Origin of the sequence: Spiroplasma endosymbiont of Polydrusus pterygomalis, from assembly GCF_964030825.1 — a bacterium.
Taxonomy (GTDB): Bacteria; Bacillota_I; Bacilli_A; order Mycoplasmatales; family VBWQ01; genus Spiroplasma_E.
In genome coordinates this window covers 489,004-512,374 of record NZ_OZ034964.1, presented here as the reverse complement: position 1 = coordinate 512,374, position 23,371 = coordinate 489,004, and the positions used below count along the sequence as shown (strand labels likewise).

Here is a 23,371-nt window from a genome sequence, read left to right as displayed (position 1 = left end):
TAAAATTTATATTAAATCAAAAATAAAATTAATAGCAAATATTACTGAAAAAATAAATAAATAAATGACTACTAAGATAATAGTTAATATATAATTTATTTATTATATATCATAAAAATAACGAGGAGGAACAATAATGATTTATACAATTAATAATTTATTTATTGATAATAATGATAAAACTAAAAAAATACCAAAACAAATAACTGTCAATGGTTGGGTTCGTTCTAATCGAATTAATAAAAAAGTTGGATTTTTAGATTTAAATGATGGTTCTTCCATTCATAATTTACAAGTAGTATATGATCCAAATTTAGCAAGTAATAATAATTTAACTACTATTACTACTGGCAGTGCTGTTACTATTACTGGTAATCTAATTTTAACGCCAGATGCAAAACAACCATTTGAATTAAAAGCAATTAATACTACTATCTACAATCTATGTAGTAATGACTACCCAATCCAAAAAAAAGAGCATACCAAGGAATTTCTCCGTGAAAATGCACACTTACGTGTTCGCACGAATACTTTCTTAGCACTATTTAGGATCCGTGATCAAGTATCATGATCGATTCATAAATTTTTTCATGATCAGCAATTTATTTATTTGCATAGTCCTATTATTACTGCTAATGATGCCGAGGGCGCTGGTGAAAATTTCATTGTTACAACAATAACTAATGATAAATATGAAAAAGATTTTTTTAGTAAAAAAGCTGCATTAACTGTTAGCGGACAACTAAATGCAGAAGCATATGCGCAATCTTTACAAAAAGTTTATACTTTTGGTCCAACATTTCGTGCTGAAAAATCTAATACTACCCGTCATGCTGCAGAATTTTGAATGATAGAACCAGAATTTACCTTTAGCAACTTACAAGATAATATTATGCTAGCACAAAATCTAATAAAAACTGTTATTAGTGATGTCTTAAATAATTGCAATTCTGAACTAAAATTTTTACAAGAAAAACAAGAAACTAAAAATAATGAATCATTAATTGAAAAATTAACAAGTATTGCTGATGCAAAAACTAATTTCAAAGTTATTACTTATACAAAAGTCATTGACTTATTATTAGTTGCCCAAAAAGAAGGAAAAAAATTTGAATTTAATAATATTAAATGAGGCATTGATTTACAGTCAGAACATGAAAGATATTTATGTGAGGAGATAACTAAACAACCAACATTTGTTATTAACTATCCACAAGCAATCAAAGCGTTTTATATGAAACTAAATCCAATTGACAATAATTATCCAGAACAAAAAACAGTAGCAGCTATGGATTTATTAGTACCAGGAATTGGTGAATTAATTGGTGGATCTGTTCGTGAAGATAACTACCAACAATTACTAAAAAATAAAAATCAATTTAAAATTGCAGGCGATGATTTACAATGATACTTTGATTTAAGAAAATATGGTTATGCACCAAGTGCTGGCTTTGGTTTAGGATTAGAAAGATTTTTAATGTTTATTACTGGTAGTAATAATATTAGAGATGTTATTCCTTTTCCTCGTACACCAAATAATTTAACATTTTAAAAAAATGTTAATATTACTCTTTATTTTATAATCCATAAAAATTACATTTTTTTTAACATCATATATAATAATTTTGGCACTAAAATTATCAGTTTAAAACTAATGAGAAGAGGAAAATTATATGTACAAACCACATACAATTAGCAAAACATGATTACAAACTAATGTTTTTGCTATACAAAGTAAACGTTTAAATTTAGAAATAATAATTGATCATAGTCAACAAGATGGAATTAATGTACAACACTCGCTTTATAATTGTTCAAAACTAACCAGTAGTTCTGAACAATTACAAGCATTTTTTAAAAATGCTTATTATAAAGCAGTTGCCACAAACAAGTTTTATATTCCATGAAAAATAAAAGCAACACTTAATTTACCAAAATTTCAAATAGTTGAAAATAAACTATTAGATTCAACAAAAACAACTGCAACTATTAATGATTTAAAAAATACAATTATTAAAGAAAGTATTATCATTAAAAACAATGAAACAAACTTTGAAGTTAAACTTTCATTAAAAGAAATATGTGAAAATTTTCATATTGAAAATCCTACTTTAAACCAATTACTAAATGATTGTTTAAAAATAAATAATAATTTTGAAAAAGTCAAAAAAGAAAGTAATTTAGTTGCTAATAAAGAAGACAAAAATTATCACTATCATTCTCTATACAATTATAAATTATAATATTTTTTATATTTTAAATAAAAAATGATCATTAATAATGATCATTTTTTACTTCGATAATTTTTACTTTATATGATTCTTTAATACCTTTAATATCAACAATATCACCAATTACACAATTCATAATTGATGTTGCTAATGGACATTCATTAGATATTCATCCTTCAAATGGATCAGTTTCAATACTGCCAACAATTTTAAATTTTTGCTCTGAATTAGCAATTACTTTATTATCCTTAATTTTTGCAATTGTTACTCAACTACCAACACGAACTGCTTTGATATTACTATTTTTACGTTGTTTTTGTTCTTCAAGAATAACAGCACTAGTAATAATAGTTTCAAGTTCTTGAATACGTGATTCATTTTTAGCTTGTTCTTCACGAGCACTAGTATAGTCAGCATTCTCTGATAAATCACCATCGACTCTCGCTGCCTTTAAACGTTCTTTTATTGCTTCACGTTCAACATTAATTCTTTTATATAATTCAGTTTTTAATTTTTCTAAACCTTGTTCAGAAATAATTATTTCTTTATTTTTGTTAATTTCACTCATTAAATTGCCTCCATTTATATTTGAACAACGTAAATAATTATATCATAAGGATAATGGTTTTAAAAAAAGTATTCAAAGAATACTTTTGATTTCTTAAATTACTTTATCAACTTTTCTTCTTTTAAGACAAAACTAATTACTGACTTAACTTCATCAAGTATTTTATCTTCTTCTTTATCATTGATTTTTGTAATGATAAAAGCAATTTTATTAAAGTTTTTTACTTGTAAACCTAGAAAACTAAGAACTGATTTTGCTTTAACTTTTTGTTCTTTACCTGTCAGTTCTATTGGCTTAGTAATGTCTGCATTATCAGGTAACTTAACAACTTCCACATCAATATTTTTATACTTACTAATAGCACCTGCCACTTTAGCTACTGGTCGTGCATGTAAACCTATTTTTTTTTCATCATCAATCTGCACAGGATAAATAATACACTTCATGTTTTCCTCCAAGATTTCTCAAAAATTTCTATATTAATCATAGGTTATTTATAACACATTTTTTGTTTTTAAAAAAAAATATATATAATTATTTTTTTATTTTATTAAAAGATAAATAAATTTGATATTTTTTTAAAAAAATATCAAATAAATATGATATTATTTACTAGTCAAAACATTAATAAGGAGAAATAACTATGGCAAGAAAATGTGCTTTAAGTGGCATTGGCCCACTAGCTGGCAATAACCGTTCGCACGCGATGAACTCTTCTAAAAGAAAATGAAATCCAAACTTACAACCAGTAAAAATTGGTGGCAAAACTTTAATGATTAGTGCTCGTACTTTAAAAACTTTAAAGAAAAATAATGCTTTAGATAACAAAAAATAAAATTATTTTATCTTTTTAATTATATAAATAAAGAATGTGAATAAAAGAAATATAGTCTTCTATATTTCTTTTATTTTTTTATATCATTTCATTATAGTTAAAAAATATGAAAACTATTTCAAAGTTTAAGTAATTTTTTTTCAATCATACATGTTAATTTCTAGTAAATATTTTGTTATTTAATATAATATATTAAATTAAATTTGCAGTAAATTTAATACTTTTTATTAAAAAAAATATAAAACTTAATTGACTTTTTGAACTTAAGAAGTTGCTAGGAAAAATAAAAAGGGATTTTTGTAAAAAACCAGTACTAACAACATTAAATATTTTAACATTTGCAATAACAATAGGAAATTTAAAAAATATCTTACACACAATTTTACAAAAAGATAATATTAGTACTAATAATTATAGTGTAGCTAAAACCCAACAAGATACTAAATATATTGATAAATTTGGCAAAAATAACAACTAATGAAACTAATTTATCAAATAGAATTACCAAAGAAATTAATCAAATTGGATTTTATCAAAATGAAAAAAACGAAATTCAAGCTGTAATTATGCCAAAAAGTATTGAAAAAGTACCTAATCAATTACCACCAAAAATAACATCTTTAAAAACATGTTTGCTATTACAAAAATATTTAATAAAGATTTATCAAGTTGAGCTGAGATAGATCAAAAGTAACAGATATGAGTGGAATATTCTTTAGAACAGGTTTTTTTAATGATAATATCTCAAAAGAAAACGTTTCAAATATAACAGATATGAATTATATGTTTACTGGTGTAAAATTATGTAACCAAGATCTTTCATAATGAAATATAGCAAAAATAACAAATCATCAACAATTTAATACCAATTTAGGAATGAATGATAATGCAAAATTGCCAAAATTTAAAATAACAAATTACATTTATTAAATAAAATTTTAAAAATATAATTTTTTTTAAAACGAAATAATTTTTCTAGTTTTTATCAATTATATTGTTATAATACGTGTATGATAAAGAAAACTCTCAGTTGGGTGGATTTATATGTTAAAAAAAAGAATTTTGCCATCATTATGACTAATCACTATGATTACTATTTTTATTGTAACGTTAGTTAGCCATAAACCATACTTTATTATGGGTGGATCAACTTCAATATCACCGTTAATGCATACATTAATGAATTATTATCCTGATAATCATAAAGAAGCAGATTTCACTTACAATAGCTTAGGTTCAGATGCCGCAGTAATTCCTGTTAATAAAAATATGTTTGCCATTGGGTGATTATCAAAAGAATATACTACAACTAATAATAATTTAATTTCTTTTGTTTTATCAAAAGATGGAATGATTCTTGTTTATAACCTACCACAAAACTGCTTAGGCAATGATAAACCACTAAATTTTACACAAGACAAAGCAAAACAAATGTACCTAACTACTTCACCAATTTTATGAAAAGATTTATTTCCGGAAAAATCTTCAGATCCAAATCAAGGTTGAGTCAAAGCAACTTGTAACCTTAAAGTATTACCTTATACTCGTGAAAATGGTTCAGGAACTCGTGATGTTTTCAATGAAAAAGTTTTAGGAAACTCACAAGCATACTATCCACAAGCAATAACAGTTAATTCAAGTACCCAAATGTTTAGTATGTCTGCTGGTGGTGTTGGTTATAGTTCATATTCAGATAAAAAGCAATTATTTTCTAATCCACAGTTCGCGAATATTCATATTGCTAATTGAGAAAATGTTATTCCAAGTTTAGACACAATTAAAAATAATACTTATCATTTAGCACGACCATTTACAGGTTTAATCAATAAAAACTTTAAACAAATCAATAGCTTAATTAAATTTCTAAAATTCCTATTTGTTAATGATTATCCAGGTCATAACGAATATGTAGTTCCTGCTTTTAAAGAAGATCAATATGCACAAGCCGCTGTACCATTGAATGATGAAGTAAATAAAAACTTACAAAAATGATTAAATGAATTTCCATAAAGGAGTAACAAATGAAACGCAAATCTTTTAAAGACTTCTGACACAAAATAACTTTTAATCATTTTAATAAAAAACATAAAACTAAAAATGGATATATTAGTGAACAAAAAAAACATACTCATGATTTAATTGCTAAAGTTTGTGTCCTAGCAATATCTTCATTAACATTAATTATTACTGCATTATTAATTGGTTTTATTATTGGTCAAACATTTAGCAATATGAGTTTCCTTAATTGATTTAAAATGTTAGGAAATAGTAAATGATTACCTAGTGCTAATAGTTTTGGAATTATTGCTTTTGCTGTTGCCACTTTCTGAGTCGCATTGTTTTCAATGGTAATTGCTGTTCCTTTAAGTTTATTAACTTCATTATTTATCTGTGAATTTTTACCACCAAAATTAAAAAAAACAACACTGACTTTAGTTGAACTACTATCTGGCATTCCTTCTGTTGTCTTTGGTGCTTTTGGTCTGATGACAATTGGCCCTATTTTTGTAAAAATGGGAGCACCAACTAAAGAAAATATGATGACAGCAAGTTTTATTTTATCAATGATGGCATTACCAACTATCATTTCCTTATCTGTTAATGCTATTACTAGAGTACCAAAATCCTATCTATATGCATCATTAGCGTTAGGTATTAGTCGAACTGATACTAGTTTTAAAGTTATTTTTAAAGCAGCAAAAACGAAAATTATTGGTGCCGTAATCTTTGGTTTTGGTAGAGTTATTGGTGAAACAATGGCTGTTGTCATGATCGCTGGTAATAGTACTTTAATTCCTAACTTTGCACATGGACCACTTTCATTTTTATTTAGTTCAATTTCTACTTTAGCAGGAGTAATTGGATTAGAAATCGGAGAAGCAGTTAGTTCACAACAAATATCAGCATTATATGGCATTGGTCTATTTTTATTTATCATTGTTGCAATTATTAATGTCATTGTTTTAATTATTTATAAACGTAGTGATAAAAAAACAAAAGGTCATAAAAAAGCACGAAATTATAATTTAAAAAATTTAAAACTTTCTGATCACCAATTAATGTTAACCATCAATGAAAAGACAATTAAAAATCAAGGTTGAAAACATTTTAAAGATTATTTTCGACTATTTTTTATGGGATTAGCTTGTTTTATTACCATGAGCTTAATTGTTTGAATTATTGGTGATATTATTATTAATGGCATTTTTAATATTAGTGGTAATGCTGCTAGTGTTAGTGGTGTTTTTAATTTTAATTTTGTAGCTTTATTTTGAACAACTGGTGATGAAGGCTACTTATCAATTATCACAATGACATGTTTATTAGTATTAACAACAATTACTATCGCAATGCCGTTAGGTATTATTGGTGCAATTTACCTTCATGAATATGCTAAAAATGGATGATTTGCTGCCACATTACGGTTTGTTCTAAATACATTAGCTTCAATACCATCAATTATTTTTGGGATGTTTGGATTTACTTTTTTTATTACTTTCCTCCAAATAAGTTTTTCAGCTATTGCTGCTAGTTTAACATTGACAATTGTTGTTTTACCTCTTATTATTAAAGCAGTAGAAGATACACTAAAATCAGTTCCGATTGAATATCGTGAAGCATCACTGGCACTTGGAGCTAGTAAATTTGAGACAATAAGAAAAGTAGTTATTCCTACTGCTCTTGGTGGTATTATTACCAGTATGATTTTATCAATGGGCAGAATTATCGGTGAATCAGCACCAGTTTATTTAACATTAGGAAGCACTGTTGCCTTTCCCAATAAAGGTTTCTTAAGTTCAGGGCAAACATTAACAACACATATTTTATTAATTAATAAGGAATCAAATGATACTAATAAATTAGGAATGATGTACCAAACAGCACTAATAACAGTCATTTTAATATTTATTTTAAATTTCTTAGCAAAACATTTTGAAAAAAATTTAACAACAGGAATCGGGGTGAAAACAAAATGTTCAATTGAATTATTAAAAGAAAAGATGAAAGCAAAAAAACAGCAACGAATAGCAATCAAAAAAGAAAAACAAATCCAAACAAACCATATTTCTTAACAATAAAAGAAAATAAACCTCATCAATCACGTAAAAATTCTGACCCTAAACCAAAAACTGCAAGTGAATTTAGTGAAAAAAGTAGTTATGTTTTTACTATTAAAAATTTAAATTTCTTTTATAATCATGGTAAAAAACAAGCTTTATTTAATATAAACTTAGAAATTACTCGCAACCAAGTAACTGCTTTTATTGGACCAAGTGGTTGTGGTAAATCAACATTACTACGAACTTTAAATCGCATGAATGATTTAATTGATGGTGTTAAAATTAGTGGTGAAATACTATTCAACAATGAAAATATTTATGAAAATAAAAAAAATATTATTTTATTACGAACTAAAGTTGGGATGGTATTTCAAAAACCTAATCCTTTTCCAATGTCAATTTATGATAATGTTGCCTATGGACCAAGAAATCAAGGCATTAAAAAGAAAAAGATTTTAAATCAAATTGTTGAAGATGCTTTAAAAAAAGCAGCATTATGAGATGAAGTTGCTCAACATCTTTTTGATTCAGCATTATCATTGTCTGGTGGTCAACAACAACGGTTATGTATTGCTCGTGCTATTGCTTTAAAACCAGAAGTATTATTAATGGATGAGCCAACTTCAGCTTTAGATCCAATTGCTGCATCAAAGATTGAAGACTTAATGAATGATTTAAAAACAGACTTTACCATTATTGTTGTTACCCATTCAATGCAACAAGCAGCACGAATTTCTGATAAAACTGCTTTTTTCTTAAATGGTGAAGTTATTGAATATAATAATACCAAAAAAATATTCTCACGACCAAAGGATAAAAGAACAGAAGATTATATTACCGGCAGATTTGGTTAAAATATATAATTATTAAAGAAAGGAGGAAAATATGAAAGTAATTAACCGTAGATTTGATTTAGATATTATTAATTTAAAACAAAATTTATTAACTTTACTAAAAGAAGTTAAAAAAGAACATAAAGACGCATTAATAGCAATGGAAACACAAGACTTTGAAACTTCAAAAAGAATTGTTGAAACTGATAAAGAAATTAGAACTGTTGCTGAAAGTTTAACAATTACTGCGATTTGAAGTATTGCTCAACAAAATCCTTTTGCTAGTGATTTGCGTACTATTATTGGTTATATGAATATTATTCGTGACTTAGAACGTATTTCAAATTATGCTAAAAATTTATCTAAATTTAATGTTAAATACAAACCAGAACTTAAATTAACATCACAGTTGTCTGGATTAATGAAAAAAGTTTTTAAAATGATGGATTTAATTGGTGAGTCAATAAATGAAAATGATATTAACAAAGCTTATCAAGCAGCAGCATACGATGCTGATATTGATAATCGTTTTCGTGAATCAATGAAAAATATAGTTAACATGCTAAAACAAAATAAAAATGATGATCAACTCTCTCAATATACATCAACAATGCAACAGTTGAAGTATATTGAAAGACTAGGTGATCACCTAGTTAATATTTGTGAAACAATAGTTTATATTATTAAAGGTAAATTTTATGACTTATCTTCCACAAAATTATCTGAATAATTTTTGACAAAATTATTAGTTCTTTGTAAGTTTAAGGACTATGAAGATATTTCTTATATTAATTTAGAAATGTAAGTGAAATATAGTAATTTATTATTTATTTTTTTTAACAATTAAATTATTAATAGTATTAATAATTAAAGTTAAAAATAATGTAATAATTACAAAAAATAACATACTTCCTATCCAATAACCTCAACCATAAATAAATCATGAAAGAAATCAATAAGGTGAAATAAAAACTAAATGATCATTTAGATTTATTCCTTTAATTTTATATTGATGAATTAAATAAAATGAACGAAATAGCATAAAAATTGCATACAAAAAAGGGAAAATTAATACTAACCAAAAATCTTTTTTATAATAAGTTCGATTAATTTTAAAATAATCACAATATATAATAAAATAAATTAATAATAAAATAGGAATAATTAAATGTCCTATTAAGGTAGCAGAAAATGATAATGATTCTTCTGTTCTTTTGACAATATACTCATTTCATCCGTACCTAAATATTCCACATCAAAAAATAATTGCTGCTAGCAAATTATAAACCAAAGAAAAAGCCTTAAAATTATAACTAGTAATTAACTGAATATTATTTTTTTTAGTTAAAAAAAATAATATTCATGAACTTCAAATTAAAGAAATAATTGTTGCTCAAACGCTAAATCATCTTAAAATATCAATAATAAAAATTCAATAACTTACGTTAATATCACCTTCTCAAAATTTTACTGATAATACATAAAAACTTAATAATCAAATTAAAACTAATATTATTAATTTGATTATTAAGTTTTTTTTATGATAGAAACTTTTTTTAGATTTTCTTATTAAAACATTCATTATGATAAATTCCATTTCATTTTATATAACTTTTAAATGCCAGTTTAATTAAAACAGATAAATATATTTTGTGAATATCATTTTTTTTCTGAGCATATCGTTGTATAAGCCCCCAGTCAACATTACCAACATAATCTAAAATATTATAAATTATTTGCTTTGTTATGTATTATTGTTTTGTTACCACCATTTGATGATAAAATTTTTTTCATAGCAAATTTCAATTGCTGCTATTATTTTATTTAAATTTGTTTTTATTAATGTTTAGATTATAAATTATTTCTTTTTCTCCTAATTTTATGTCTGAATTATACCATTTTCCATTATTCTTATAAAAAAGATGCTATTAAACGCAAAAAAAGAAAATTAAATACAAAGTGTTTATTTTTTGAGACAGTAAAAAAACATTACAAATTTCATATTTACTTGTAAAACTTAATATAAATTTTTAATCTATTATTTTATTTTTAAAAATAAAATAATAGATTTTAATAATTTTGGAAAGGGGGAAAGAAAAATTATGTTCTAAATAACTACCCTACAACTTTAAAATTTATATTAAAATATTTATAACTTTTTTAATAGTCAAGAAAATATAAATTGCGTTAATTTAACAAAAATTAAATTAAATTATATTTTAAAAAATATATTCAAAAAATTTCACTCTATTAACAATTTTATTTTTAATCTATCTTTTCTGATAAATATTTCTTTTCCATTGCTACTGTTTGCTTATTCTTACTATTATATAATAAAAATAAACCAATAATTAAACCAAATACGTTTAATGTTAAAAATAATAATAAAACCCCTAATGCATTATTACTACTACATAAAATTATCCCTCAAATTAAAAACACTACTCAAAATACAAAACATATTCATATAATCAACATAATTAATCCAATACTCATTATTATCCCCCTCTTTCGAAAAATAATTAAACTAAATAACATATCGTATTCTCTATTGATTTCTTATAATTTAATATTTTTCTCACTACACAAATTTTTTCTATATTTAGCAAAACAACCCCCATCTACGCCCTTTTTCTTATGATCAATTTATGTCACTTGGTTTCATTGGTTTTTCATTATTCTTTATACTAATAATTTTACCATTTTTAACATTAATAACGGTATTAGCGACATATTGAAAGTTTGGATTATGAGTAACCATAATAATTGACGTTTTGTATTCATGATTAACATCTAATAAAATTTCTAATACCTTCCGTCCCATTTCTTCATCAAGGGCACCAGTTGGTTCATCACAAAATAAAATCGTTGGATTTTTGGCTAGTGCTCGACCAATCGAAACTCTTTGCTGTTGACCACCAGATAATTGACTTGGAAATTTATTCATATGTTCATCCAACTCAATAACTTTGAAAATATCATCAATTGTCATATTTTTATTTTTATTTTTAGCAAGATTTTCACCAACTTCAGCATTTTCACGAGCTGTTAAATTAGTTAATAAATTATATTGTTGAAAAATAAAACCAACATTGTCTCTTCTAAATTTAGTTAAATGACTATCCTTTAATAGCGATAAATTATATCCAGCAACAAAAACATCACCAGTATTTGCCTTATCTAATCCTGAAATAATATTTAATAACGTTGTTTTTCCACTACCAGAAGGGCCTAAAATAACAACAAAATCGCCTAACTTAATTTTTAAATTAACACCTTTTAATACTTCATATTCTAAATCTCCTGTTAAGTAAGATTTTTTAACATCAAATAACTCAATCACGTTAGTATTAGTATTTGGTATATTGTTAGTGATTGAGATAATTTTACCTGCTAAAATTTCTCTTGAATGGGCTTTTGTCAATTTTTTAATTTCTTTTTGCTTATCTTTAAAAAGTTTTAATTTCTTTTTATTTACCTCAATTTCTTCTTTTGACTCTGGCTTATCATGGGAGGCGTGAATTGGTGGTAGTACTGGTTTTTCTTTTTCTTTTGCTACTGACTTTTTGATAAAACTAGATTTTAATTGATTCTCAGTTTTCTCGTTATTTACATTTTTAAGGTTTTTTTTATTATTTTTCATGTTCTTATTCCCTTCAATTTTTAATCAATTTCATTTAAAGCTTTAATTGGATTAATTTTCTTCATCGCATATCAATCAATAATAAAGGTTGTGGCATAAATAGCAACAACAATAAAACCGACAACAAAAGGTAATCATCAAGTAAAAAATAAAGGTAAAACTCATGTTGTATTATCAGCTAAATAATTAATGATAAACTTAACAATTATTCATCCTACGGGAAGACCAAAAACAAACATAACAGCAATCACTGGTAAATACATACCAATAACAATATTAGTTATCTTAGCATCACTATAGCCAAGTGTTTTCATAGTTGCTATTGTTTTACGATTTTCATAAATTACTAAATTACTTGTTAATAAAATAATAAAGAATGAAATTATTAAGGAAAAAATAATAAACGCTCCTAATACGGCATCAACTAAATCAGTAATTTGATTTAATAATTGATGATCAATATCTTGTGGTGTAATATTATTGGCACTACCAGCACCATAACCCTGATAAGTAATACCATTATTAGTACCACCATTTAAGCCAAAAGCACTATAATCGCCATACATTTGTGAAGTTGAAAATGAATTAGTAATATCTGGTAATGCTTGTGCAGTTGAAAATTTAAAATTAAATATTGGATTTTCATTTGCAAATACTTGATTAAGTTTAGCAAAAACAGGATCATTTATTTTTTCAAGCAATTCTTGATAATTATTAATATCTTTTAATTTATCAAACTCAACACCAGCGATTGTATTTTTTTCTGCTCATTCTTTTTTAAATAATAAAAAGAAAAATTCTTTTGTTTTATTAAATGATAAGACTTTATCAGCATTATTTTTGCTAATATAAGCATTAGGTTGACCATAACCATTATAGATACCAACTACTTTATACTTAGAAGTCATTTGATGATCGTAAGCATTAACAACGTTACCAGCAGCAACTTCTTGTAACATTGGTGTCGCATTAGTACCTAAATTCTCATATGCTCCATTTTTTAAACTATCAACTTCTTTATAACCAGTTTTTGCTTTTGATAACGTTACATTATTATCATTTTTAGGATCTTCTACGATGTCATCAATATCAATTTGATTTAGATCAAAAGCTTTAAATTCATTAGTAGCGGCATCTTTAAATTTCATAATATTACCATTACTACTCATTTTAAATTCATCGTTAGTTTTTAAATTTAATTGTTTAGCGATCGTTTGATTAATAACAATACTAATACTATCGTCACTATTTTCTTGTTCTAAAACCGGATTTAATGAAGAACCTCTTTCATCATATAATTGCATCATTGATGGTTTACCTAATTGTTGTTGATTTTGTAAACCATAAACTTTCATTAAATATTTGTTGTGATTAAATAATTTTTCAGGAGTACCAATAAAATAAGTTCCTAATTCATCAGTATTCTTATCATAGGGAACAACATTAAACGCCACATTAAAAGGAGCATTAGGGTCATTATAAGCCTTAGCAATATTCTGACGAATAAAATATGGACTTTTAGTATAAACACCTTGCACTACTGTTTGTCCCATTCTTTTATAAAATAAAGCACCAAATCAAATTCCAACTTTATTAATTCAATGATCACGATCTTCTTCACTAATACTAATTGCATCATTATTTAATAACTGCTTTTCGTTAGTTAAATGTCATGGGTATAATTTATCACTAGTATCAAAACTTAAATTATCAATATCATTGGCAAAAGTAACACCAGAACTTGAAGTATTATGATAAGCAGGTATATTACTATTTGCTCAAGTTTTAAACTTTGTAACATCAAAATCACTAGGATTAGTACTAATATTACCAGTTTGCGAAATTATACCACTAATATTCATTGCTACTGTCGTGCGAAAATCTTGATAAAATCTTCGCACAATATTATAAGTATCATTACTATAAAAGATATCATTCTTTTTTTCTTTTAAAACTTTTTGATACATTGGTAAGGCATTTGGTCAAGCCATTTGCACCATAATTTCAACAATAGTATCATTATTAATATCACTAGAATCTAGTCCATTTAAAAAGTTTTTAGTAAGCATTTTACCATTTAAATATGTTAAACCAGACATTCCCAAAGTGGTAATAGCAGCGCCAGGATTAGACTCATATGACATTGGAGCATATGCTTCACCATTAATATTATTTTCCAATAATTCTTTCACAAAAGTCTCATTCAATGGACCTGAACTATCAAAACGAGGGGGATGTAAATACTTTTCACCATTAGTCTCATCAGTAGTAGCAGTATATGTTCAATCATTTTTATTATTTGGATTATAAGTTTTATAAAAACTATATGGCGAATTATAAGTTGGCACTTGATATTCAACTAAAGAATGGTAATGCATACCAGTAAAAGAAAGTAATTTATTATCAGCCATAATTTTTGGACCAATAATAGCTGTTGTCATTAAAGTTGTTCCTAAAAACATAGTTAATGCTGCTGCTGACATTTTTCCAATTGATGATGTAAATAGTGATAAACGAAATCTCGTTAAAAAACCACGATTAATACTTTTTGCTTTAATAAGATGACTAAAACGAGAATTAACAGTAACTGATTCATTTTTAATTAAATCTATTGGTTTTTTAATAACTGTTAATGCACTAATAATTCAAGCAATAATTGATAAAAATCCAAATATTAAAATTAAACAATAAACAAAGCCTAATCCATTAAAAATAAAACGACCAAAATCTAGATTAAAATAATCAGAAAAAGTATGGACAATAATTAGTTGTAAACCACTAGCTGGTAAAAAAACTAAGACAGTACCAATAAGTGCAGCAATCATTGGATAAGCTAACGATGTAATCAAAATTTTAATATTACTATAACCTAATGATTTTAAAATTCCAATTTGTGTTCGTGAATTATCAATATTTTTATAAGTAATTAATATTACTGTAATTCCAGTAATAATTAAAACAATTAATAATAAACCAATTAATAAACTTTTAAAAGCAGTAAAAGTTGCACTTAAAGTAGCAGTACGACTATTAAACGTATAATTACTATTTCCTAATTGATATACTAAAGCAGCATCAGAATCAATAGTATTAATATATTTATCTTTTAATTGTTTTGAAATTAATTTAATATTATTAATTTTACCGATCATTGATTTTCCAACAAAATAAATCTCACGATCATTATCAGCAGCAATCGTTATTTTTTCATTATTCCTATCATATGATCAAACAAAGTTATTATCTTCTGGTGCTTTGCTTAAACCAAATTGCGTTGGATCAACATATAATAACCCTTCGCGAGTTTTATTTGGAATTGGTGTTGTTTGGTCAATAATTGGTGTTGTAAAATCAGCAGATACACCATATCCAACAATTTTTAATCAATTATAACTACTATAACCAGGATCATTTAAATTATAGCCTGAAACTTTTAAACTACTACCTAATTGATCTGATTGAACACGGATTGTATCATTAATTTGTAAATTATTTTTTTGGGCAAATTCTTTATTAATAACTACTTGTTTTCAATGTGGTGTAATATGATCTGGATTACTAGCATCCCCAATTTGATAACCAGCACTAATAATTAATTTATCAATACGAGCATCTTGATTATAAGTTAATATTTTTAAAATTCTATTATTGTTATTATTATCTAATTGCATAGTTCTGCCTTCAACACGATCTCAGATAAATTCATTACCAACAGTATTGGCAATAGCATTAATATGAAGATCATTTTTCTCAACAACTGCTGTTGTTAAACTTTTACTAGTAACATTATGTTTTGGAGCAGCATTAGATAAATCAATCACAAAATCATGTAAATTAGATTTTTCAACTAATATTGAATATTCATTAGAAATTCTTGCTAAACTTGTTTGCATTAATGAAAAAATAGTTGATGATAATAATACTAAAACTATTAAACCCACTAACTGAATTTTATTACGCAATGCTTGTTTAAATGCATTTTTAAAAAGCAAAAATGATTGTTTTTTCATATTCGTTCTTCCTTTCTTTTATAAATTTAAAACAAAAGAAGTTATTGAATTAAAGACATTTTTCAACCATTAATCAAAGTTTTTAAATCTTGAATAGTTTTACTAATAAGCATTGTTAATTGCGCGCTTAAAAAATAAGTTAAATTTTTCTTATAAGTAGCAATTAAAAGTTTTTGATTATGATAATCAGTAATAGAAATTTGATTATCAAAATTAGTAAATAACTGACGTTCAAATTGTCATGTTAAAACAATAGTCTTAGTTTTAGTATATGTTTTTATTGGCAATTGTTTATCAATGATATTAGGTAATGAAGAATTAGTAAATAATGTGATTCAAGTTTTTTTCATTAAATTAAAAATAGTAAATAAATTATTACTAAACATTTTTCACAAAAAGAAAAATAATCAATAATAAAAGAAAAGTAAAGTTACTAATGAAACAACATTACTTATTGATGGCAATGATATTTTAATCATCGTAAAATTAAATTGAAAAATAATGGCAATCACAATTATTGACAAAATAGTAAAACGCATTGTTTTGATAATTTGATTATTATTATGACTGAAAAAACTAAAACAAATAACTAAGTGTAAAATTGAAATTAATGATAATAATCGTAAGGTTTCTAAATCAAAAAAATGAATATTAATTACTATTTCTTGCATTGGCAATAAAAATAAAAAAAATTGTGCTAAAAATCATAAACTAAATTGTAAAATAATAGTTTTTGTTTTATTAAATATTTTATTATTATTAATATTTTTTTTATGAAAATTAATAGTAATTAAAAAAGATACTTTCATAATTAAAAGTAAAAAAAGAACTGGTAAAGCAAAATAAATAAATAATTGTTCAAAATTATTAATACTATTAATTTTTGAAATATTACTATCGTGTAGCATTATTTTTCACCTTTAACTAAAGTTTGCTATTATTATAATTATAAACTATTAAAATTAAATAACGCAACTATTTAATTTTAATTAGTAGTTAAAATAAAAAAGGAAAAAATAAAAATGTTTTGAAATTATTGTATGAAATGCATTAGTAATAACGTTAATAATGAATACTTATATCGAGATCCAATGATGCATATTGAACAACATTATACCATTTACCAACAACCTACTACTACAAATATTCAATCATTATCTAAAACTAAATCAACACCTTTTTTAAATAAAAAAATTAATGAAAACCGTCTGAAAAAAAAGATAAAAGAAATTAATGATCAAATAATTACTATTAAAGAAGAAAGTGAAGAAAAAACTAACCATTTATCATTTTAAGTAAAAAGAGTTAATAAATTTTATTAACTCTTTGCTTTTAATTTATAACTATCTTTAATTTTTCTAAAAATCATTGTTTTACATTCTTGATCACTAAAATCATCAAAAACAAATATGCCAATAAAATGATAACCGATACCTTTTGTTTTTTCTTCTATTTTGGTAAAAGTAACAAATTCAACTTTTTCATGATGATACTTTTCACCTAATTGCTTTCTTTTAGCAATTGTCGTTAAACTATTAAATTGATAAATAACATTTCAATCTGCTGCTAAAAAGTTACCATATCCAGCTTTAATTACTGTTTCTTTTTTATTATCTGGGGTAATTGTTAAAAATCAAAGACGTTGATAATCATTTATCTGATAACCAGTTTTTAATGTTGATATACCTTCTTCATTGGTAAAAAGAGTACTTAAAACCTCAAAAATTGTTTTAAATAATATTCGATCATTAATTGTTATTGCTCTTTTGGCTAAAATTCTTTTTAAAACTTCATTATTCATGATATAGCCACCTCTTAATAAATATACCATAATTTTTATATTTTATTTTTTAAACTAGGATTCTTATTTTTTACTAAAATTACATGCTAGATAATTTTGGTTGTAAATAACATCCCATTGTTAGCTTATCAACAGCATCCATATTTTCTAAACTTTAGTTTCCATTACAATTTATTGCCAGTAGGTACTAAAATTGGTACTGATGCTACTACTGGCTGTATACTACATTTACTACTACTGTTTTTGGGACCATTTTTTGCTCAAAAACTGGTTCAACTTTCATGCAAGGTTTGATAGATGAAAGTTGAGAATTACTACTTGCTACTATCAATATTTTTTCAAATCTATTTTCTCTTGCAATTATTTTTTTAATTTTAGCATATTCACTTGCTACTAATACACTACCATTATCAGTAGTATTATCGTTTGTAAAAGAATATTTTATTCTATTAGCAACAAAGTTATAAGAATTTAATACACATACTTGATAATCTTCACAAACTAATTTAAAGTGCTTAAATATATCAAGATTATTATCTAATTGTTTTTTAATGTATTTAATTTTTTCATCAAAAGATGCATTGTCACTTGTCATTACTTTTATTTTTTCTTTAAAAACAGCAACAACTATTATTTTTAATAAATTGATTAAAATCAAGTCATAATAAGGGATGATTAAAAATATTATATATTAAAATATGAGAAATCAAAATTCTCATTGACGACATCAAATCTTGATCAATAAATTGTAAAGCATAATTAATATTTTTGATAAATAATTCATCATCAAATTTTTCATCTTGTTTTTTTATAATATGCAACAATATTACTAACAACTACAATAATACTTTCTTTACTACTACAACACATATGTCTTAAATTAAGTGTAGTAATAAAATTGTTTTCAGTTATTGTTGGTAGTTGACTTTAACTTTTTGTAAACTTTTAATAAATTAAACGTTCTCTTACTTTCACTTCTTTACTCCTTTCTTTTTAAATAATAAAAGCTGCTCATATAAACTAATTAATAGTTATATGAGCTTATTATCTTTATATTATGTTTTGATAATAAAATAATATTTTTTTAATTATGGATTTTATTTTAACTTTAACATTTGCAACAAGTTATCTTGCTAACTGTGCTTTCATTGCATTAGCAACATGTTCAACATCTGTACCAATAACAATTTGGACAGCTTCTTTATTTAAAATTGTAGTACCAAATGCTCCCGCTGCTTTAACTTTTGCTAAATTAATAAGTGAAGTATCTTTAACAATCAAACGTAATCTAGTAGCACAATTATCAATTTCAACAAAATTATCAGCACCAATTGCTTCAATTAATTTTATTGCCATTACTGTATATTTATCACTTTTAAGATTTTTATTATTTAATTCTGATTTCACTGCTGCTTTATCTTCAGTAATACCAAAAGAACCAAAATCATCTTCTCTACCTGGCGTTTTAATATTCATTTTTGTAATTACTGTATAAAAAGTAATAAAATAGATACCACCAGCAAGCGCAACTAATAATAACACTCACAATGGATTTGCAGTAAAATGATAGACATCAACAGCATAATTAGCAAAACCTCATGATTGCGCAAATGAAATACAATAGTCAATAATCCCGGCACTAAAACCAAAACCAACTTGAATATGTAATGCTGTTGTTATTGCAATAAATATTCCTGTTAATAAAGCATGAATTAATAACAATAATGGAGCAATAAATACAAAAGAAAATTCAATTGGTTCAGTAATTCCACTAATAAAAGAAACTAAGGCAACCCCACCTAAAAATCCTGATACCATTTTTCTATTTTCTTTTTTAGCAGCCATAATCATAGCTAAAGCAGCAGCAGGAATACCACCCATCATAATTGGAAAAAAACCTGACTGAAAAAATCCAGACCCTTCAATACCTCTAGTAAAGGCATTAATATCTCCATTTACTCATTCTGTTGTTTCAGATGCAGCTCCAGTAAATGGAGATATGACATGACCATTAATTGGTAATTGAAATCAAAAGAAAGTATTTAAAATTTGATGTAAACCAAAAGGTAATAATAGACGATTTAATATTCCATAAACTGCTGTTCCAGGAATGGCAACGGCAGGATTATTTGGATTAGCAACTGCTTGACCAAATCTCATTAATACTCATTGAATTCATGGTCAAATGATAGCAAAAAGCAAAGCAATAGGAATTGTTATTGCCAAACCAACCATTGGCGCAAATCTACGACCACCAAAAAATGATAATGCTTGAGGAAGTTTAATTTCTTTAAATTTATTATACAAAACTGCTGATAAGCAACCAGCAATAATTCCACCAAAAACACCAATATTTAATACATAAATTCCACCAATAATAGTTTTACCATCACTACCAAACTTTTCTACATAAAATAATGATGAAAACGTTTCACCCGAATCTGATTTAAATGTTAAAACATTTTTGTATAACATTTCTGGTAGTGAATGTTCAACTGATGTCATCGCATATATTGCTAAAAAGAATACGGCTCCTACCAATGAAGCCTCACCACGATGATCTTTAGCTAAACCAAATGCCAATCCCAAAGCAAATAATAATGATAAATTATCAAATACTATTTTTCCTGGTTGTTGAATAATATATGAAATTCAATAACCTACTTTATTAGTAATATGTAAACCTGTAACATCAGTAATACTAGTAAAAGTAAGTCCCAATGCACCAAAACGATTTAAAATAGCGGCAAATGGTAATACTGCTATTGGAAATTGCAATGCTTTACCTAAATCTTGTAAAAATTTTAAAACATTACTTCAAGCATTTTTTTCTTTTGCCGTTTTCAATTCAGTATTACCATTTTTTGTTTGCTTTTCTTCTTTATGTTTTTTTCGAAAAACTAAACCCATATTTTAACTCCCTCCTTAAAACTTTTACTCAAGTTTTTAAAATTAAAACATTGAACTTATTGAAACTGATAATAATACGATGGCACCAATCGTTGCACAAAATATTAAAAATATATAAAGAACCTTATTTCAAAAACTAAAAACTTGATATGTAACTTTTTTTGGTTTTAGTAAAAATTGTTCGTTAATCATGCTCCTTTCTTTATACAATTTTCTTTTAAATAAAAAAAACACAAGAAAAATAATACCAACACAAAGCAAGCCAATGATGAACATTATTCACATTGCTGATGTTGATAAATTTTTATTGTGCGACTCTAATGTTAAAAAATTTAGCATAATCCTTTATACTTTCTAATCATTAGTCTTTTATCTTAATAAATATTATTATACAATAAATAATCTATTTGTTTAAATATAAACTTATTGTTTATATTTCATTATTTATACAATGATTTACGCATGTTAAATCTTAATTTAATTGGTACTCCTTGAAAACCAAATCGTTCACGAATTTGATTAATCAAAAACCGTTCATAAGAAAAATGACATCGTTGGGGATCATTGACCATTAAAATAAAAGTGGGTGGGTTTTTTTCAACCTGTGTTGCATAATATATTTTTAATCTACCACCTTTAAAGTAAGGTGGTTCATTAATTAATTGTGCTTTGTTAATTACTTCATTAAGAATACTTGTTTTAATTCTTAAATTCATATTAACTAATATTTCATTAATAGTAGCGAATAAAGTATGAACTCTGCTGTTTTTTAAAGCGGATAAATATACAATAAAAGAATATTCAAGATATTTAAATTTTTCTTTTATTTTTTTAGTAAACGCTTGCATTGTTTTTTCATTTTTTTTAACCAAATCTCATTTATTAACAATAATAATAACTGGTTTATCTAAATTTTTTGCTATTCCCGCTATTGTTAAATCCTGTTCTTGAATTTCAACACTACCATCTAATAAAAATAACACAATATCACTACGTTCAATAGCATTAGTAGTTCTAATTAAACTATATTTTTCTAAATCTTCAGTAATTTTTCCTTTTTTACGAATTCCTGCCGTATCAATAATACAATATTGTTTTTTATTATAAACAAAATTACTATCAATAGCATCGGTTGTTGTTCCTGCGATTGGTGAAACAATAACTCTATTTTCTTGAAGAATAGTATTGACTAAACTTGATTTACCAACATTAGGACGGCCAATAATTGCTAATTTAATATTTTCGTCTTTTTCAATATGAACTTCTTTTGGTAATTTAGCAATTATCATATCTAATAAATCACCAAAACCAATACCATGATTAGCAGATACTAAAATTGGTTCACCAAAGCCAAGATTTAAATATTCATAAACTTTATCATTATCTTTTTGAATATTATCATATTTATTAGCAATAATAATAACTGGTTTTTTGGTTTTATATAATAATTTAGCAATATCTTGATCTTCACCAGTTAAACCTTCTTGATAAGAACAAACAAATAAAATAATATCAGCTTCTGCTAACGCAATATTAACTTGTTGATTAATTTGTTGGGTAAAATTAGTAATTGTTTTAGTAATACCACCAGTATCAATAATGACAAAATTCTGCGTTAATCATTCGCCAATTCCATAAATTCGGTCTCTAGTTGCACCAGGCATATCTGCAATTATTGCTACTTTTTTTTGTAATATTCGATTAAAAATTGAAGATTTACCAACATTAGGTCGTCCTACAATTACTACTTTTGGTAATTTATTCATTTCATTCAAATCCTTATATTTAAAATACTATTTTTTATGACTAATAAAGTAATTATCATATAAAATTTTTAATTTAGCAACAGTCGTTGCTAAAATAAAATCACTATTATCTAAAATAATTGCATCCTTAACAATTACTAATTGACCAGTGCTACGAGTTTTATCAATATTATCACGTATTACCATATCATTATATACTTGTTCTTGTGTAATACTAATACCTTCTTTAAGGTATTGTTGATATCTTCTTTCACTACGAATATGTAAACTAGAAGTTAAAAAAATTTTTAATTGGGCATTAGGCAAAACAACGCTACTAATATCGCGACCAACAACAATAAAACCTTGATTTTGAACTATTTCTTGAATTTTAGCAACAATAAGTTTTCTAACTTCAACTAATGTAGCAATTAATGGTACTTTACTAGTAACATTTTTATTATAAATTTCTTCTGTTGACGGTTGATCATTAAAAAGAAAATGACCATTAACTCACTTCATATCAAAAAGTTGTAACGCTGAAAGTACTAAATCTTGATTCTCAAAATCAATTTTATTTTTTAAACAATAATTAGTAAAACTACGATATATAATTCCAGTATCCATAAATTGATAATTAATTTTTTTTGCCAGCAAATATGCTGCTGCTGATTTACCACTGGCAGCTGGGCCATCTATTGCAATATTAATTTTTCGATGCATTGTTTTTCTCC

At 25.1% G+C, this 23,371-nt stretch carries 24 protein-coding genes; 11 read left to right on the top strand and 13 right to left on the bottom strand.

The annotated features are described in order from the left end of the window. The first annotated feature begins 136 nt into the window (after positions 1 to 136). Both asnS and ACQH25_RS02525 read left to right on the top strand, forming a co-directional pair. On the top strand, positions 137 to 1,552 hold the full coding sequence (gene asnS, locus ACQH25_RS02530) for an asparagine--tRNA ligase (protein WP_425381669.1): 1,416 nt from the start codon (positions 137 to 139) through the stop codon (positions 1,550 to 1,552). A gap of 121 nt (positions 1,553 to 1,673) precedes the next feature. After that, positions 1,674 to 2,243 carry a hypothetical protein gene (locus ACQH25_RS02525; protein WP_425381668.1) on the top strand — a complete coding sequence of 190 codons (570 nt, stop codon included), beginning with the start codon at positions 1,674 to 1,676 and terminating at the stop codon, positions 2,241 to 2,243. A gap of 31 nt (positions 2,244 to 2,274) precedes the next feature. Here ACQH25_RS02525 and greA read toward each other — a convergent pair whose 3' ends face one another. Together greA and ACQH25_RS02515 are read right to left on the bottom strand one after the other, a co-directional pair. Further along, a complete protein-coding gene (gene greA / locus ACQH25_RS02520) occupies positions 2,275 to 2,799 on the bottom strand; it encodes a transcription elongation factor GreA (RefSeq protein ID WP_425381667.1) in 525 nt (174 codons plus the stop codon). A 98-nt stretch (positions 2,800 to 2,897) separates the two neighbouring features. Further along, a complete protein-coding gene (locus ACQH25_RS02515; RefSeq protein ID WP_425381666.1) occupies positions 2,898 to 3,245 on the bottom strand; it encodes an HPr family phosphocarrier protein in 348 nt (115 codons plus the stop codon). 197 nt (positions 3,246 to 3,442) lie between these two features. On the opposite strand from ACQH25_RS02515, the gene rpmB reads away from it, so the two are divergent. The 8 genes from rpmB (at position 3,443) to phoU (ending at position 9,258) form a co-directional block, all read left to right on the top strand. Beyond that, positions 3,443 to 3,634, top strand: coding sequence for a 50S ribosomal protein L28 (gene rpmB, locus ACQH25_RS02510; protein ID WP_425381665.1), 192 nt, complete (start codon positions 3,443 to 3,445; stop codon positions 3,632 to 3,634). A 271-nt stretch (positions 3,635 to 3,905) separates the two neighbouring features. Next, complete coding sequence (locus ACQH25_RS02505) at positions 3,906 to 4,112, top strand: hypothetical protein (RefSeq protein ID WP_425381664.1); 207 nt, start codon at positions 3,906 to 3,908, stop codon at positions 4,110 to 4,112. Beyond that, on the top strand, positions 4,093 to 4,317 hold the full coding sequence (locus ACQH25_RS02500; protein ID WP_425381663.1) for a hypothetical protein: 225 nt from the start codon (positions 4,093 to 4,095) through the stop codon (positions 4,315 to 4,317). The genes ACQH25_RS02505 and ACQH25_RS02500 overlap by 20 nt, the downstream gene beginning before the upstream one ends. A 16-nt stretch (positions 4,318 to 4,333) precedes the next feature. Further along, positions 4,334 to 4,459 (top strand): BspA family leucine-rich repeat surface protein, encoded by a 126-nt coding sequence (locus tag ACQH25_RS02495; RefSeq protein WP_425381662.1) that lies wholly within the window; start codon positions 4,334 to 4,336, stop codon positions 4,457 to 4,459. A gap of 219 nt (positions 4,460 to 4,678) precedes the next feature. Further along, entirely contained in the window at positions 4,679 to 5,644 is a 966-nt protein-coding gene (locus ACQH25_RS02490; RefSeq protein ID WP_425381661.1) for a PstS family phosphate ABC transporter substrate-binding protein, read from the top strand. Positions 5,645 to 5,655: 11 nt separating this feature from the next. Further along, entirely contained in the window at positions 5,656 to 7,707 is a 2,052-nt protein-coding gene (gene pstC / locus ACQH25_RS02485) for a phosphate ABC transporter permease subunit PstC (protein ID WP_425381660.1), read from the top strand. Then, positions 7,608 to 8,549, top strand: coding sequence for a phosphate ABC transporter ATP-binding protein PstB (gene pstB, locus ACQH25_RS02480; RefSeq protein ID WP_425381659.1), 942 nt, complete (start codon positions 7,608 to 7,610; stop codon positions 8,547 to 8,549). The genes pstC and pstB overlap by 100 nt, the downstream gene beginning before the upstream one ends. Before the next feature lie 31 nt (positions 8,550 to 8,580). Then, positions 8,581 to 9,258, top strand: coding sequence for a phosphate signaling complex protein PhoU (gene phoU, locus ACQH25_RS02475; RefSeq protein WP_425381658.1), 678 nt, complete (start codon positions 8,581 to 8,583; stop codon positions 9,256 to 9,258). Positions 9,259 to 9,351: 93 nt separating this feature from the next. On the opposite strand, the gene ACQH25_RS02470 is transcribed toward phoU, so the two are convergent. From ACQH25_RS02470 to ACQH25_RS02450, 5 genes are all read right to left on the bottom strand, one after another. Beyond that, on the bottom strand, positions 9,352 to 10,110 hold the full coding sequence (locus tag ACQH25_RS02470) for a hypothetical protein (RefSeq protein WP_425381657.1): 759 nt from the start codon (positions 10,108 to 10,110) through the stop codon (positions 9,352 to 9,354). Positions 10,111 to 10,793: 683 nt separating this feature from the next. Continuing rightward, the gene (locus ACQH25_RS02465; RefSeq protein WP_425381656.1) at positions 10,794 to 11,024 is read right to left on the bottom strand and encodes a hypothetical protein; all 231 of its coding nucleotides are present in this window, start codon (positions 11,022 to 11,024) and stop codon (positions 10,794 to 10,796) included. A 139-nt stretch (positions 11,025 to 11,163) separates the two neighbouring features. Beyond that, complete coding sequence (locus ACQH25_RS02460) at positions 11,164 to 12,171, bottom strand: ABC transporter ATP-binding protein (RefSeq protein ID WP_425381655.1); 1,008 nt, start codon at positions 12,169 to 12,171, stop codon at positions 11,164 to 11,166. Between the two features lie 20 nt (positions 12,172 to 12,191). Beyond that, positions 12,192 to 16,181: an FtsX-like permease family protein gene (locus tag ACQH25_RS02455; RefSeq protein WP_425381654.1), complete on the bottom strand. Its 3,990-nt coding sequence runs from the start codon at positions 16,179 to 16,181 to the stop codon at positions 12,192 to 12,194. A 41-nt stretch (positions 16,182 to 16,222) separates the two neighbouring features. Next, positions 16,223 to 17,089 carry a hypothetical protein gene (locus ACQH25_RS02450; RefSeq protein WP_425381653.1) on the bottom strand — a complete coding sequence of 289 codons (867 nt, stop codon included), beginning with the start codon at positions 17,087 to 17,089 and terminating at the stop codon, positions 16,223 to 16,225. A gap of 132 nt (positions 17,090 to 17,221) precedes the next feature. Here ACQH25_RS02450 and ACQH25_RS02445 point away from each other — a divergent pair, with 132 nt between their 5' ends. Then, complete coding sequence (locus ACQH25_RS02445; protein ID WP_425381652.1) at positions 17,222 to 17,476, top strand: hypothetical protein; 255 nt, start codon at positions 17,222 to 17,224, stop codon at positions 17,474 to 17,476. Positions 17,477 to 17,499: 23 nt separating this feature from the next. On the opposite strand, the gene ACQH25_RS02440 is transcribed toward ACQH25_RS02445, so the two are convergent. The 6 genes from ACQH25_RS02440 to cmk all read right to left on the bottom strand — a co-directional run bounded on the left by ACQH25_RS02440 (position 17,500) and on the right by cmk (position 23,360). Then, positions 17,500 to 17,982 carry a hypothetical protein gene (locus tag ACQH25_RS02440; RefSeq protein WP_425381651.1) on the bottom strand — a complete coding sequence of 161 codons (483 nt, stop codon included), beginning with the start codon at positions 17,980 to 17,982 and terminating at the stop codon, positions 17,500 to 17,502. Positions 17,983 to 18,190: 208 nt separating this feature from the next. Further along, on the bottom strand, positions 18,191 to 18,577 hold the full coding sequence (locus tag ACQH25_RS02435) for a hypothetical protein (RefSeq protein ID WP_425381650.1): 387 nt from the start codon (positions 18,575 to 18,577) through the stop codon (positions 18,191 to 18,193). A 530-nt stretch (positions 18,578 to 19,107) separates the two neighbouring features. Further along, complete coding sequence (locus ACQH25_RS02430) at positions 19,108 to 20,892, bottom strand: PTS transporter subunit EIIC (protein ID WP_425381649.1); 1,785 nt, start codon at positions 20,890 to 20,892, stop codon at positions 19,108 to 19,110. Positions 20,893 to 20,934: 42 nt separating this feature from the next. Further along, complete coding sequence (locus ACQH25_RS02425; RefSeq protein WP_425381648.1) at positions 20,935 to 21,231, bottom strand: hypothetical protein; 297 nt, start codon at positions 21,229 to 21,231, stop codon at positions 20,935 to 20,937. Positions 21,232 to 21,332: 101 nt separating this feature from the next. Continuing rightward, positions 21,333 to 22,658 carry a ribosome biogenesis GTPase Der gene (gene der, locus ACQH25_RS02420; RefSeq protein ID WP_425381647.1) on the bottom strand — a complete coding sequence of 442 codons (1,326 nt, stop codon included), beginning with the start codon at positions 22,656 to 22,658 and terminating at the stop codon, positions 21,333 to 21,335. 27 nt (positions 22,659 to 22,685) lie between these two features. Then, positions 22,686 to 23,360, bottom strand: a complete 675-nt coding sequence (gene cmk / locus ACQH25_RS02415; RefSeq protein WP_425381646.1) for a (d)CMP kinase — start codon at positions 23,358 to 23,360, stop codon at positions 22,686 to 22,688. Positions 23,361 to 23,371 lie beyond the last annotated feature (11 nt).